This is a genomic window from Kiloniella laminariae DSM 19542, assembly GCF_000374005.1.
GTDB classification, from domain to species: Bacteria; Pseudomonadota; Alphaproteobacteria; order Kiloniellales; family Kiloniellaceae; genus Kiloniella; species Kiloniella laminariae.
Genome location: NZ_KB893134.1, coordinates 881,421 through 895,850, shown reverse-complemented (window position 1 = coordinate 895,850; position 14,430 = coordinate 881,421). Strand labels below are relative to the sequence as shown.

Sequence of the window (14,430 nt, the reverse complement as noted above, 5' to 3'; positions counted from 1 at the left end):
TAAGGTTAGTCATCTGACTGCGGCAGGGAAACAATCAGTGAAAGCCCCCCATCTCCACGATTATCAGCACGAACAAAACCGCCAATCGCCTCGACATTCCGACGAACGATCCAAAGTCCAATCCCCATATGATTTCCCGGATTGTCTCCCCCATCAGCCATGGGTTTACGTTCACGATAAGAGACATAACGTTCGAAAATCCGCTCAAGTTCGCTGCCTGGAACCCCTGGCCCCCGATCACGAACAGCCAATTCCGCTGTCTTCTTTCCATTCATCAGCTCAACAGAAACTGTCGTTCCACGTGGCGAAGCCTCCAGAGCATTGTCGATAATATTTTCGATAATGGTCTCTAGAACCTCCTCACCTGCAAGGACGGTTATTCCATGGTCAATGGCACTTTGCAGGATCAGTCCCCGAGCATTAAAACTCCCGCTATAGGCTTCAAGCATACGTAGCAACAAAGCGGAAAGATCAATTATTTCCCGAGGTGGATTAAGCAATTCGGCCGAAGTATGCTCCAGCTGTCGTGCTGTGGATACGAGGTTTTCCAACCGGTCGAGCGCCTCCTCGACCACCTGCAAGGCCCGACGTCCCCGTTTATTATCCAGATCCACCGTACGATTGAGCGGCTCCAAAGCTTGTCTGATGATCGCAAGAGGCGTTTTAAAAGCATGGGCATTGTCTTCTGCTGCCCTTCTGATGGAATCTGAAGATTCCTGCAGAGTTTGTGTCATCTTATCAAATTCGTGCGCAACAGGCTCAAGCTCGGGCACCCTGTTTTCAACCGAAAAACTGCTTTTACCTGCCCGGCCCTCCCGGATTCCCCTGGCAAGGTCGCGAAAGCGGGTCAAATCACGCCAAACAGTAAAAACCAGAAAAGTAAGAATCAAAGCCATGCCAAGATAGATCGCGGCAGCAATCTGCACTTCCAGGGTTTTCCAATAGGGCTGGCCGATAGAAGAGCCGAGAAAGGCTTCTGCCGATTGTGTTGCAATAACCACCCAGCAGCCAGCTTCAGTCTGAATAGCTGTCATCGAAGTGAGCAGCTCTTCAATACCGCTGGGGCGAAGATGGCGCAAAGCCATGGGACGTTCGATCAGACAACTCGCTGTCAGGTTATCAAAAACACCTTGCTCGATCAGGGTTTCTTTTTCCTTGCGAAGCGCATCCGTCGAGAGCCTAGGTTCAGAGGCGACAAAGAAAACTCCCTGGCTTCCCTGTTCACCTATTGGGCGGAAGAGAATCTTGATTCCGTTATTTTTTGTTGCAAGCCGCTGAATTTCCTCGGGCAATTCCAGCAAAGTAGAAGGTCCGGCACTCTCAAGCATTGGACGCAGGCTCTCGGCCATAAGCCGCCCCTGTTCACGTACCGCATTGAGAACAATGTGCTGACGATCCAGATCAGCCTGGCGAAACTCCTGATAGAGCAGCGCAGGAACAGCAAAAAATACCAGCACCATAATCACAAACTTCGCAAAGAGCGAATGCACAGCTCGGTTCAGGGGCGACCGCCTGGCCTTGTATCCAGTTGCTGTTTGGCTCAATGCGCTTTTTGTGTTCACAGTTCTTCTACCAAACTATTCCGGTGTTCCGGTAGGAACCCCGGCAGGGCGCCAGCGATAACCAAAGCCGGGATAGTTTTCGATCTGTTCGAAACTGTCATCGAGTTCCCGAAATTTTTTGCGGATACGTTTGATAAATGACCGGACGTTCGCTTTGTACCCATCTGAACCATACCCGGCGACAAAATCCTTGCCGTGGACAAGGTCATATATCTGTCTGTAGCTGATATCATTGCCTTCATTCCCGGCAAGAAAACAGACAATAGCAAATTCGGTCAGGGTCAGATCAAGCTGCTCGCCCTTCCAGTAAGCCCGCCGGATGTCTTCACGGATTTCAAGACCGCCGACCTTCGCAGTAGAAGGCGAATTCGTCAGGGAATCATCTTCATGAGCAGCAAGTATGCCCTTCGTTCCCTCGGAAATCAGCCGAAGTCTCTGTAAAATAATCGGCAACCGCCGAGACTTGTCGATAAAATCAACTGCACCCCAGCGCAGAGCAGCCTCTTCGTAAATTTCATCGCTTAGCATGGTCAGAAAAATGACCGGGTTATCCATCCGCGCTTCACGGAGACGGCGCAACACGGCCAAGCCGTCCAGGCCTGGCATCCGCCAATCCAGAAGGATGGGATCAAGAGAAGGCTCGTTCAACAGAAAGCTCAAAACATCAGAACCATTGTCAAAATCCACAACATCGAAGCCCTCTTCGGCAAGATTTAGCCCAAGTGACTCACGAAAAAGGTCATCATCATCGACCAGGATCACGCGTGGGCTGGCGATTTCTTTTACTGCATTAGCCAACATTGTTTTCTCCCGCGAATAAAAAATATCTTAATTTCATGTCTGCACTACCTCTGGCCTGGAGTGACCAGAAATCTACCGTTGTCGTTCAAGAGCGGCTGCCTCACCTGCTCTCCATTCCGAGCGGGGAGCCCGGGCAATAGGGACGTTTTATTGACCAGTTGAAGGAAACAAGCCTGGATCTCTTCAGGCCCGAGTGCGCTTGGTTTATTTGTTTCCCCACTCCCGGATATTGCTGGTACTTTCGGAGAAGCCGGCACCTCAGGAGACTTTATCTTCTGATCAAGCTCGGCACCTTCATAGGTTAACACTCTATAGTCACCAGCCTGATCCAGCTTGGGATAGAAGAAAACCTGCAAACTGCAGCTCTCCGTATCATATCCCCAGACCCGCGCAGGATAGACGTCCCTGATCCAGGCCGGCTGCCCCAATTCCTGCTTCACCTCAAGGAACGTCTTTCCCAATAGTAACTGCACATCAGCATTTGCCTCTCCGGAGAAATTCACACTTTCCGTATCCAGGTCGGCATTCGCAATTTGAGGTGGAAGAGCTGGAACCGTTGCCGGGCGCCATTTGGGTTTCGGATAAGGCAGATCGGGAACAGCTTCGGGTTCGAACGGCTGATTACCTCGTGTTGCTATCTGAGATCCGGTCAAGCTGGCTGGCTTCTCGGCTCCCGCATCAGAATCAGCAAGATCACGTCCGGACAACAAGGTGCTACAGCCCGCAAGCAACAACAGGAGCGTCGAAAGCCACAGAAATCGTAACGCCTCCCCCGGAGTGTTCATGCTTCGAAAATATCCCGTTATTAAGTGTCTCATCACGCGTGCACTGGTTATCCCTTATCGACACCAGCCCCTCAGGGCTTGTGTTTATTTTGTGGCCGAAAGGCACATAGAACGATCCTTAAGGGAACAACAACTCTGCTTGGCAGATCCAGCGCTGGCCCCCTTGTCCCGGCAAATATGTCCGGACGATAGTCTTGAAAAAGAACAGGACCATAATAAGGCATCCTGGCCAGAAAGCAGAAAAAAAACCGCTAAAAACCAAATCAGGAGCCTGAAGCTCCTGATTTGTATTACTATTTTTTGCCCGGATTAAACCTTGTGATAATCGCGATACCACTGAACAAATTTTGGCAAACCCTCACGGATTTTCACTTTGGGTTCAAAGCCAAGTTCCCTTTGCGATATATCAATATCCGCATAGGTTTCTTTCACATCACCCGGCTGCATTTCCCTGAAGTTCTTGATGGCCTCACGTCCACAGGCTTCCTCGATTACGCTGATGTAATCCATCAGGGTCTCAGTATTGTTATTCCCCAGATTGTAAACCTTGTGGGGACGACCCGGTGCTGGTGCAGCAGGCACCCTGTCCAGAGCAGCAATGACCCCACTGACGATATCATCAATATAGGTGAAATCCCGGCGCATCTCGCCATTGTTGAACACATCAATCGGCTTGCCTTCAAGAATGGCCTTGGTGAAGAGGTAGGCCGCCATATCCGGACGTCCCCAAGGGCCATATACGGTAAAGAACCGCAAGCCTGTCATCGGCATCCGGTAAAGATGCGCATAACAATCCGACATCAACTCACAGGAACGCTTGGTCGCGGCATAAAGAGAAACCGGATTATCAACGGGATCTTCAACAGAAAATGGCATCTTTGTATTGCCACCGTAAACAGACGACGAGCTGGCATAGACAAGATGTTTGAAATTGGGAAGACGTCGACAAGCCTCCATCACCACCAAATGTCCCATGGAGTTGGCTTCGATATAAGCAAAAGGATTGGTCAGCGAATAACGAACACCTGCCTGAGCAGCAAGATGTACCGCGCCTTCAATATCGGGATTTGCTTCACACAGGGCAGGCAGAGCTTCCCGGTCAGAGATATCAAGTTTGCAAAAGCTGAAATCACCCTTACGGTCTTCCAAGCGCTTCAACCGTGCTTTCTTCAGGTTTACGTCGTAATAGTCATTAAGGTTATCAACCCCGACCACACGCTCCCCCCTGTTCAACAAGGCATGAATAAGCGTCGACCCGATAAATCCGGCAGCTCCAGTTACAAGTACAGCCACAAACTCGCTCCGTTTTCCTGATTTCTCTGCCCAGATATACGGCTGTGATGGAATTATCGCAAGTCAAGAAACTATCATCCCGGAGACATTGCAAGCGGGGAGATAAGTCGTTATGGAGGGGAGAGAGAATACGGAAAAAACAACTAACACGTTTTCGTCATCGCCGGATGGCTATATGCTGTCCCAAATCCGGTGCGTCTCTTCCAGAACAATGCCAAGACACAACCCAGCAGGACCCGAATGAAAATCTGCCAAATCTGCGCTGTAGACTTCTCCCTATATCATATGCTCTTGCCCTTGATGAAAGGGATGAGGGAAGCCGGGCACGAAGTTGTTGGGGTTTGTAGCGAAGGGCCACTCGTCGAAAAAATTCGGGCGGAAGGTTTTCAGGTCGAGACAGTTGAGATTGAACGCAGTATGAATCTCCTGTCTCATGCAAAATCCTTCAAACAGCTGACAAATCTTTTCAAAAACGAGAAATTTGACCTTGTTCACGCCCATACACCTGTTGCCTCGCTGATCGCACGGTTTGCTGCAAAAGCTGCCGGCGTACCGAACATAGCCTATACGGCACATGGTTTTTACTTCCACGACAACATGCCTGCCCTGAAGCGCAACCTTTTCCTGAGCCTTGAATGGCTCGCCGGGCGTCAAACCAACGCCTTGATGACCCAGGCAGAAGAAGATGCGGAAACGGCGAGACGATATAATCTCTGTCCCAAGGGAACCATCACAGCCATTGGCAACGGTGTCGATACAGCCCGCTTTTATCCAGCAACCCCGAAGTCGTACAGAAAAGCATTGCGCACCGAATTTGGGGCGCAGGATAATGAAACAGTCATTCTCATGGTCGGGCGACTGGTTCGGGAAAAGGGGTACGTCGAGCTTGTGCAGGCCATGCGCAAAGTTGATGCCACACTCTGGATTGTCGGAAGTCGCCTGGACAGCGACCATGCCTCAGACATCAACGATGCGATTTCGCTGGCAGAAACAGATCCAAAGCTCAAGAAACGCATTCGTTTCCTAGGGTACCGGACAGATGTAAACCAGATCATGCGAGCTTGTGACATTTTCACCCTGCCCTCTCATCGTGAAGGCATGCCGCGCTCCATTATCGAAGCAATGATGACCGGTCTTCCGGTTGTGGCCACTGATATCCGTGGCTCCCGTGAGGAAGTACTCGACGGCACCACAGGCATTTTGGTCCCGGTTCAGTCCCCGGACAAACTCGCCGATGCTCTCTGCCGCCTGGTCAACAGCCCCAAACTTCGTGAAAACATGGGCACTGCCGGGCGGGAACGTGCTCTGGAGCTTTATGACGAGCAAAAGGTTATTGCACGCCAACTCAATATTCTGAAATTGGGATAAAGCGTCTCAATGACTTCGCTTCTAACCAAACTCACTGTAGGAATTTATGGTTGCACAGCAAACCTCCTGACGCCTGCTGTTAAATATCATCTCAGGAAAAGAAGAGCCCGCGGGAAAGAACACCCACAACGCCATAGAGAGCGGCTGGGTTACACCAGCGAACCCCGTCCGGCAGGGAAACTGATCTGGATTCATGGTGCGTCGGTGGGAGAATCCCTGTCAATCCTTCCGCTGATTGAAGAGCTGAACAAACAGCACTCTGATCTGCATTTTCTGATAACGACAGGAACACTTACATCTGCCCAACTTATGGCGCAACGGCTACCCAAAAATGCCCGACACCAGTTCATTCCTGTTGACCTCCCCGCTGCGGTTGAGCGCTTTATCACTCACTGGAAACCGGATCTTGGCCTGATTGTTGAATCAGAACTCTGGCCCCAACTGATTTTTCGCACCAGCCAGCACAAGGTCCCCCTTCTTCTGGTCAATGGGCGCATGTCAGGAAAATCCCTGAAATCATGGCTGCGCGTACCCTTTTTTATCCGTGATCTACTCGGATGCTTTCGCCTGGTCCTCGCCCAATCCCGGCAAGATGCCCGGCATTTTGAACAGCTCGGAGCTCCGCGGGTAAAAGACAATGGAAATTTGAAATTCGCGGCACTTCCACTCTGTACCTGCCATGAGGCTCTTGAGGAACTGCACAAACACATCGGTGAGCGCCCAATCTGGTTTGCCAGCTCAACCCATAAACCCGAAGAAGTTTTCCTCGCAAGAATACAAAAAGAGCTTCAAAAAAAACTTCCCGGGCTTCTCTGCATCATCGCCCCGCGCCATCCTGACCGTGGGGAGGAAGTTCTTGCTGAAATCCGGGCCGAAGGCCTGACGGCCAGTTCGCGCAGCAAAGACGAAGAGATCACAGACAAAACGGATATCTATCTCGCCGACACACTCGGCGAACTTGGTCTCTTTTATGAGCTTTCGCCCTTGGTTGTCATTGGCGGATCGCTGTTACGTAAAGGCGGGCAAAACCTCCTTGAACCAGCCCGGCAAAACTGTGCTGTCATTTGCGGTCCGGAGATGCAAAATTTCCAGGAAATCTGTGACGCAATGGTCTCAGCAGGGGCGGTAATCAAGCTCCAGTCTGTTGATGAGCTTGAAAATTGTCTTTTCTCCCTACTAAGTAACCCAGAAAAGTGCGAGGCCCTTGCCAGCACCGCAAAAGACTATATGGCCGACAAAGGTCGGGAGATTCACCAGATAGCCCATGCAGTTCTCGAAGAGTTGCATCTCTCCTAAGTTAGTCAGAAACGTCCAGCTCTCTGGCAAGCATCTGAAGTTCTCCAAGACTGTCGGGGGCCATATAGCGTTCCAGAATTCGGAGATCCTTCGCTTCACGAAAAGCCGTACTATTCTTGTTAACAGCTTTGCGGCTCATCAAAAGAGATTTATATCCCTGTTCCCTCAGAATTCTTTCCGTCGATAAATTTACATCATGGCTCCCGCCAAAGGGGGCAGCAAAACTATTACTCAGCTGCAGACCACTTGCCTTAAGCCAGTCGTGACAAAGCAGAATTTCGTCACGTTGTTGCGCTTCCGACAGGGATGACAAAACATAATGTGAATGACTGTGGTTACCATAACTCACCAGCGGATGTTCAAGCAGAATCTTCCGGGAGGCGATAACCTCACTCAACACGTCGAAAAACCCGCTCTCGGGTCTCGCTGCAAAAAACTGGTTCAGAGTCAGATCAACCAAACCGCTGTTCAACCCGGGTTTCTTGCTGGCGCGATAAAATTGTTCCGGCGGGATTGCGGCGATTTCCGGTACTTTTTGACAAAAATCGAGAAACTCGGCAACCAGTCCACAATTGATCAGATATCTGATCTTGTCACGCCAGAAGCCCCTCCCCTCGATCAAGGCAGAGTTCACATAAACGCAAGAGGGTATGCCTTCATCAATCAACCAGGGAAGGGCATTACTGAAAACTGAGCTGTAAGCATCATCAAAGGTAATTGCTGCCTTTCCTGTCAGATCAGAGCCAGAGCTTATTTCCTCCAGGCCAACCAGATCAAAGTTCTCGCGAAGCCACTGGACCTGTGCCTGGAAAACTGATGGGGATACGTTGTGTAGCCCCTTTTCCATTCCTTCTGGAACAGTTTGAAAGGTGCCGTGATAGAGCAGGATGTGACAATTATTTGGGGCCGGGGACACTCAAATTTTCCAAGCTTGTGACTAAATAGCAGTCGAGATACATAGTCCGTCCGCCTTATTCACCATAGGCACTGACCTCTACCCGGCGATCCTGGGCCTGGTCTTCTGTCTCGCTCCAGAAGCTGGCACTACCATAAGCTTCTCCCCGGAAAACAGTATCAATTCGTTTTTTGGCGATGCCTTTTTTCGTCAGATAACTTTTGACACTCTCTGCCCGCTTTAACGAAAGCTTTTCGTTTGCAGCAGGATTTCCCTGTTTGTCGGCCTGCCCAACAGCACATATTTTCAGCGAGGGATGCCCATCTATGACCTCGAACAACTGATCCAGTTGCTGTTTCGCTTCTGTGGAAAGACCCGATTTTCCCACCCCGAAATAAACAACTTTTTTAACCAGTGCTGCCTTGTCGACAGGTTGAGAACAGTCAACCGGGCTGGCAAAAGCCGGGTGAGCAAAAAGAAACGAAACTGTTGCTGTTATCAACGCCGTTGTTTTTATCTTCATTCCCATCTCCTGCTTTAATTAAAATTACCTTTGGACAGTTAGGCTACCTGACGGGCTTCACCTGCCTCAAGAAAATCAGCATAGGCATTCTTGATCACCTGTTCAGTCGCGCCCGGCTTGAAAGCATTCTGGCTCAGACTTCGTCTCCAGGCTCTTGCCCCCGGCAAACCGTTAAACAGTCCAAGAACGTGCCGCGTGATAGACTTGACAGGAACACCCTCAGCAACTTGTTCAGCCGCATAGATCGTCAACTCTTCAACAATCTCTTCACGCGTCTTTACAATTCCCTCGCCATAGAAACGTTGGTCAACTTCAGCCAGCACATAGGGATTTTGATACGCTTCCCGACCGATCATTACTCCGTCAACCCGCGTCATATGCTCTTCAGCAGCTCCAAGATCCTGAACGCCGCCGTTCAGAATGATCTCCAGTTCGGGAAAGTCCTGTTTGATCTGGTACACCACATCATAACGAAGCGGAGGGATCTCCCGGTTCTGTTTTGGACTTAACCCCTCAAGCCAAGCCTTCCGGGCATGAACAATCAGGGTTTTGCACCCGGCCTTACCAAGCCTATCAACAAAAGCGTGCAAAAACTCATAGCTGTCCTGATCGTCAATTCCAATTCGGGTTTTGACCGTTGCAGGCAGTCCGGACTGAGCCATGGCCGCAACACTTTCGGCAACCAGTTCAGGCTCAGCCATCAGGCAGGCACCAAAGCGCCCTTTCTGAACTCGATCACTGGGGCAGCCCACGTTGAGATTGACCTCGTCGTACCCGTAGTCCGCTGCCATCCCTGCACAACGCGCAATGGCCTCCGGATCACTCCCCCCCAACTGGAGAGCAACAGGATGTTCTCTCGCATTAAACCGCAGGAACCGCTCAGGGTCCTTGCCATGAAGCAAAGCGCCAGTGGTTATCATTTCGGTATAGAGCACGGTATGGTGGCTGATCATGCGCAGGAAGGATCGTTCGTGCCGATCAGTCCAATCCAGCATTGGCGCTACACATACTTTCCTGTTCAGATCACCTTGATACAAACCCAAACCGCCTCTTCTTACAAATTTCATTGCCAAGCGCCGGCTCGGATACAGTAGTTCATTTCCGTATCCCCCGGCAATCCTGATGAACCTGGGCCTGAGCCCTCGTCATGCTGGGGCTTTGCCCGAAAGTCTCGCGGTAGGCAATAGCGAACCTGCCCAGGTGGGTAAAGCCCAAACCATAAGCCACCTCGGACACCGATGTTTTCCTTTCTGCCTTCATGAGTTCGCAATGTGCAAGATTCAGGCGTAATCGGCGGAGGTACTGCAGGGGACTGCACCCAAAATTATGTTGAAAAGCAAGCTGTAAGCAGCGTCCGCTTACCCCCGCTGCTGTGGATATATCGTCGACGGTTATAAAATCGCTCAGATTATCATGAATATAATCCTGCGCCCGGCGCAGATATCGCGGGATGGCATCGTGGCGAATATCGGCTAAAAAATGACTGATGTTGCTGGGCTGGCTTGTGAGAAGATCTGTCAAAAGCTCTTCCTCGATCAGCTCCTGGCCAGAGGATTTTGTTTTTCCAAACAGATAACCCTGTTCAGCAGCCCGGACACAGGTCGCCAATTTTCTGATCCAGTCCTTCGCTTCAGGCCGATGAACCGAAAGTGTTGGCTGGAAAACCAACGGCACGTTAATCGTTTGTCCGAGCATTTTTTCCGCGGCCTGATGAAGCCTTCTCCGGTCAATACGGACAAGGATCTTTTCACACCCCTCGAACCAGCACATTTTGGTATAACGCGTTGGGTTGAGAATTGAACCTTGCTCTCGATGTGTCATCAAAGTTTCAGCACCATTGGTGACTTCGGCCCGCCCCGTAACAGGCAACTGAACAAGGTAAAAATCCTCAAGCTCGCCCGGCTCTATCTCAACCGTAGCACCATAACGCAGATAATTCAGGGAAAGCGACAAACCAGATGCATGGTTGTAACAGGCATCAAAGCAGTCTGTTGCGGTCACGCGATCAAGCCTGTGACCACAAAACTTGCTGGCAACAAATCCTCGCGCCGTCTCAAGTTCATCAGTTTGAAACAACCTGTGAGAGGTCAGAGGCTCGCCAGAGAGAGATGACCACAGGGTACCCATTCTCTACTCTAAAAAACATTTTAAGATTAAAGCAACTGCTTTTAAAAGCATGCCTGCTGTAATTTTTCGTTTTTTGGACAAGAATGCGTTCCCCTGGCGATTAGACTTTGCTCATAAGAAAAATCAAACAGGGAGTTAACAATGTCATTTACCATGGGTATCACACCGAGTGCCGACGGACTGGAAGGCGTTTCCTGGAACGTTGTCGGCCAGACCTACACCCCCAAACTTCACAGCGACAACGCCTTTATCTGGCATGCAACCATTCCAGCTGAAACGTTTGTTCCCCCCCATATCCACCCGACACAGGATGAGTGGATTGTCGTATTGGAAGGTCAGCTCGAGATCGAATTTGGTCCCGATCTGTTCAAGGCAGGTCCTGGCGATACAGTCCGGATGCCCAAAGGAATTGCACACGGTATTTTCAACCGTTCGGGAGCAGAGGCCAGCTGCGTGTTTGGCGTTGCCCCTTCCCGGAAACTCTATGATCTGTTTGTAGCCCTTGATGGAGTTACTGATCCGGTAGAACTGGTGCGGCTTTCAGCGTTACACGAAGTCGACTTCCTGCCCCCTCCCGACTCAGAATGAGGGCATAAAATGATTAAACGTAAAACTGTCGCAATCATCGGCGGTGGCATAAGCGGCCTTGCCGCTGCCAAGGCCTTTGATGAAAGGGGTCACCGTGTCATTGGCTTCGAACGCAGCCACGATTTTGGTGGCGTGTGGGAGCTGTCCCGTTCCTACCCCGATGTACAGACACAGTCGCCAAAAGACCTTTATTGTTACACTGACCACCCTATGCCAGAGGCATACCCGGAATGGCCCAAAGGTCCACAGGTTCACGCCTATCTGCATTCTTATGCCGATAAACACAAACTCGCGCGCCTTTTTAAATTGAACACCAACATCAAAGTCATGAAACGCCCAACAGGAGATGAGCCAGGCTGGATACTTACTCTTGAAGAAGCCGGAAAAACCAGGGATGAAAAATTTGATTTTGTTGCCATATGCACCGGACAGTTCTCCGAAAAAAACATCATCACACACCCGGGTCAAAATGATTTCATTGCTCAGGGAGGATCCGTCATCCATTCCTCGGAATACAGCGATCCTAGCCTTGCCAAAGGCAAGCGGGTCGTTGTACTGGGTGGATCCAAATCAGCAACAGATATAGCGGTTCATGCCGCAAAAAACGGTGCTAGTTCCGTCACCCTGGTTTACCGCGAGCCCGTATGGCGTCTGCCCTATTTTCTTGCGGGCATCAACTTCAAACGTCTGCTTTTCATGCGGGCTCAGGAACGACAATTCAACAGCTGGTGCAGAGCCCCAGTTGGTCGAGCTGTCAGAGCTCTCTTCAAGCCATTAATCTGGGCCAACTTCAGGGGACTGGAAACCCTGATGAAGCTGCAACTTGGGTTAAAGAGGTGGAATATGGTGCCGAATATTCCCATCGAACAATCTGTCTCCTGCTCTATTCCCATTGTTACCCCGGGCTTGTTTGAAGGTTTTGAAAGCGGTTCTATCACCCCGATACAGGGAACTTTTGACCGCTATGAAGGAGATAAAATCGTTCTGACAAACGGACAGAAAATCACCTGCGATCTCTCGGTTCTTGCAGTTGGTTGGAAACTTGGCCTTCCCTATCTTGCACAAGAATATCAGGACAAACTGATTGATCCAGACGGGCAGTACCGCACGTTTCGACTGGCAGTTAACCCCGACTTGCCTAATATGGGCTTTGTCGGCTTCAACTCCAGTTTCTGTACAGTTCTTTCAGCCGAGATGATCTCCAACTGGCTTGTTCGATACGCTGATGGACAGCTGAAGCAGCAACCGACCGCAGCTGAAATGCGAGAGAACATCGAGCAGATGCTGCAGTGGCGACGCGTGGAGCGCCCGGCAGCGCAAGTTTATGGCGGACTTTGCTCGGCACCATTTCACTATCGGCATTTCGATGAACTGCTTGATGACATGGGAGCTAAAATAAAAAAACGACGTAATCCTTTGGCCGAGAACTTTTCTTACCCTGCTGCCTGGGCCTACGGAGAATACATCGCCTCAGCCCCGCAATATCAGGCCGGATAGTGCAACAACCCAATATCCACCCAATATCCATGGGTAAACTTCACTGTGAAGAGCAGTCGCTGTATTGCAACAGCAGATCACGCAACAACTGACCAGCAGGCCCCAGTCCTTCGGGCTGGGGCACCACCAGAGACAACCAGAATTTCTTTTGAACTGCATTTTCTATCTTCAGGGCAACCAGATCCCCCGAAGCCAGTTCATTCCTGATCTGGTGGCGGGGGATCATGCTAAAGCCGATCCCCTGTTGCAAACAGGCAAGCACGACCCCCATGTTATCAACTGTCCAGCGCTGCTCTGCCTTAAGCCATCCCTTGTCCCGGGAGTGCGCTGGCATGCGTTCGGAAATCACGATTTGCAAATGCCCTGAAAGTTCCCGCTCTGTAATGCTATCCGTAAATTGGGCAAGGCAGTGACTGCGGTGTACAACTGCCAGCATGTCAACCTCAGCAATAGACGTCCCCAGATACCCCTGAGGAACAGAACTGGTAATCGCCAGATCAACTTCTTTTTTTTCAATCGCTGTCGTCGTTGCTCCGATTACAGTGTCCCTGATCCGCAGACGACAGCCCTGACTTAGTGGGTAAAATGCCTTGAGGGTATTAAAAAGGCAGCCGGTAGGAAACACGCTTTCCACAGCTAACGTAAGCTCTGTTTCCCAGCCACGAGACAGTGAAACCGCTGTTCTCTGAAGCTCCTCGGCGTTCTCCAATAACCGGGTGGAACGGCGAAACAGAACTTCTCCTTCTTCCGTTAGCTTGACCGCTTTGCCTTCAACACGAAGGAGTTGAATGCCGAGGAGGTCCTGCATCTTCGCCAAAGCATGATGGAGCGAGGAATGGCTTTTGTTCAGCTCGCGTCCGGCCTGGGCATAACCTCCATGTCGGACAACCGCATTAAATATCCGCCATTGTTCAAGAGTAACTGGAGAGTACACAGATCAATCTTTCTATTATTTCGACAGATATATTCAAATTTTAGAAATTTTATTTATAAAAATAAACATTAAATCTTGCTGTATCGGATACGCAAGGAGAAACCCTATGAATAATACCCTTCTGACCATCAATTCCAGTCCCCTGTCTCAGGGCTCGAAGTCACGTAAACTTGTCGAGAGTTTTTCCCGGGAATGGCTGCGCCAGAATCCTGACGGCAGGTTGATAGAAAGAGATTTGACAACCAGCAGGCTGACTCATCTGGATGAAGCGACAATCGGCGCTTTTTTCACTCCAGAGGATCAAAGGAGTGAAGAGCAGAAACAACTGGTCACACTCTCGGATGAACTGGTATCTGAACTTCTTCAGGCAGATACCATCGCCATCGGCGTCCCGATGCACAATTTCTCCATCCCTTCAATTCTGAAGTCCTACATTGACCAGATTGCCCGGGCAGGAAAAACCTTTTCCTATTCTGAAGCAGGACCAAAGGGTTTACTTACGGGGAAAAAAGCCTATGTCCTTTCCGCCACGGGAGGTGATTACAGCAAAGCCAGTCCCGCCCACAGCATGAACTTTATCGATCCCTATCTCTCGACCGTTCTTGGTTTCATCGGCATCACCGACGTTCATTTTGTCTCGGCCATTAATGCAGCCAAAGGTGAGGAAGGGCTGATCACTGCTCAGAACAGTCTCAAAGAAACCATCGCTGCTTAAGAATAAATCAGCTCTTCCCGCATCGCCCCCACCTTACCAAGCAACA

Annotated in this window: 14 protein-coding genes; 5 read left to right on the top strand and 9 right to left on the bottom strand. The window is 50.4% G+C overall.

Features of this window, described 5'->3' with window-relative positions; all coding sequences use genetic code 11:
* Positions 1-5 precede the first annotated feature (5 nt).
* The 4 genes from B152_RS0104375 to B152_RS0104355 form a co-directional block, all read right to left on the bottom strand.
* Positions 6-1,490, bottom strand: coding sequence for a sensor histidine kinase (locus tag B152_RS0104375; RefSeq protein WP_020591172.1), 1,485 nt, complete (start codon positions 1,488-1,490; stop codon positions 6-8).
* Positions 1,491-1,577: 87 nt separating this feature from the next.
* On the bottom strand, positions 1,578-2,363 hold the full coding sequence (locus B152_RS0104370) for a response regulator transcription factor (protein WP_020591171.1): 786 nt from the start codon (positions 2,361-2,363) through the stop codon (positions 1,578-1,580).
* Between the two features lie 44 nt (positions 2,364-2,407).
* Entirely contained in the window at positions 2,408-3,148 is a 741-nt protein-coding gene (locus tag B152_RS0104365; protein ID WP_020591170.1) for a hypothetical protein, read from the bottom strand.
* 309 nt (positions 3,149-3,457) lie between these two features.
* Entirely contained in the window at positions 3,458-4,441 is a 984-nt protein-coding gene (locus B152_RS0104355) for an NAD-dependent epimerase/dehydratase family protein (protein WP_020591168.1), read from the bottom strand.
* A gap of 240 nt (positions 4,442-4,681) precedes the next feature.
* Here B152_RS0104355 and B152_RS0104350 point away from each other — a divergent pair, with 240 nt between their 5' ends.
* The gene (locus tag B152_RS0104350) at positions 4,682-5,809 is read left to right on the top strand and encodes a glycosyltransferase family 4 protein (RefSeq protein ID WP_020591167.1); all 1,128 of its coding nucleotides are present in this window, start codon (positions 4,682-4,684) and stop codon (positions 5,807-5,809) included.
* Positions 5,810-5,818: 9 nt separating this feature from the next.
* Complete coding sequence (locus tag B152_RS0104345) at positions 5,819-7,105, top strand: 3-deoxy-D-manno-octulosonic acid transferase (RefSeq protein ID WP_020591166.1); 1,287 nt, start codon at positions 5,819-5,821, stop codon at positions 7,103-7,105.
* A gap of 1 nt (position 7,106) precedes the next feature.
* Here B152_RS0104345 and B152_RS0104340 read toward each other — a convergent pair whose 3' ends face one another.
* Genes B152_RS0104340 through B152_RS22480 form a run of 4 tightly spaced genes read right to left on the bottom strand, consistent with a single transcriptional unit; the run spans position 7,107 to position 10,650 of the window.
* Positions 7,107-8,021, bottom strand: a complete 915-nt coding sequence (locus B152_RS0104340; RefSeq protein ID WP_157230794.1) for a polysaccharide deacetylase family protein — start codon at positions 8,019-8,021, stop codon at positions 7,107-7,109.
* 55 nt (positions 8,022-8,076) lie between these two features.
* The gene (locus B152_RS22490; RefSeq protein WP_020591164.1) at positions 8,077-8,523 is read right to left on the bottom strand and encodes an OmpA family protein; all 447 of its coding nucleotides are present in this window, start codon (positions 8,521-8,523) and stop codon (positions 8,077-8,079) included.
* 38 nt (positions 8,524-8,561) lie between these two features.
* Positions 8,562-9,590 carry a tRNA dihydrouridine(20/20a) synthase DusA gene (gene dusA / locus B152_RS22485; RefSeq protein ID WP_051082931.1) on the bottom strand — a complete coding sequence of 343 codons (1,029 nt, stop codon included), beginning with the start codon at positions 9,588-9,590 and terminating at the stop codon, positions 8,562-8,564.
* Between the two features lie 28 nt (positions 9,591-9,618).
* Positions 9,619-10,650, bottom strand: coding sequence for an AraC family transcriptional regulator (locus B152_RS22480; protein ID WP_083921800.1), 1,032 nt, complete (start codon positions 10,648-10,650; stop codon positions 9,619-9,621).
* Positions 10,651-10,791: 141 nt separating this feature from the next.
* On the opposite strand from B152_RS22480, the gene B152_RS0104320 reads away from it, so the two are divergent.
* Both B152_RS0104320 and B152_RS0104315 read left to right on the top strand, forming a co-directional pair.
* Complete coding sequence (locus B152_RS0104320) at positions 10,792-11,238, top strand: cupin domain-containing protein (protein WP_020591161.1); 447 nt, start codon at positions 10,792-10,794, stop codon at positions 11,236-11,238.
* Between the two features lie 9 nt (positions 11,239-11,247).
* On the top strand, positions 11,248-12,735 hold the full coding sequence (locus B152_RS0104315) for a flavin-containing monooxygenase (RefSeq protein WP_020591160.1): 1,488 nt from the start codon (positions 11,248-11,250) through the stop codon (positions 12,733-12,735).
* 40 nt (positions 12,736-12,775) lie between these two features.
* Here the strand turns inward: B152_RS0104315 and B152_RS0104310 are convergent, their stop codons facing one another.
* Complete coding sequence (locus B152_RS0104310; protein ID WP_020591159.1) at positions 12,776-13,669, bottom strand: LysR family transcriptional regulator; 894 nt, start codon at positions 13,667-13,669, stop codon at positions 12,776-12,778.
* Positions 13,670-13,775: 106 nt separating this feature from the next.
* Between B152_RS0104310 and B152_RS0104305 the strand changes: the two genes are divergently transcribed.
* A complete protein-coding gene (locus tag B152_RS0104305) occupies positions 13,776-14,384 on the top strand; it encodes an FMN-dependent NADH-azoreductase (protein WP_020591158.1) in 609 nt (202 codons plus the stop codon).
* Positions 14,385-14,430: the final 46 nt, after the last annotated feature.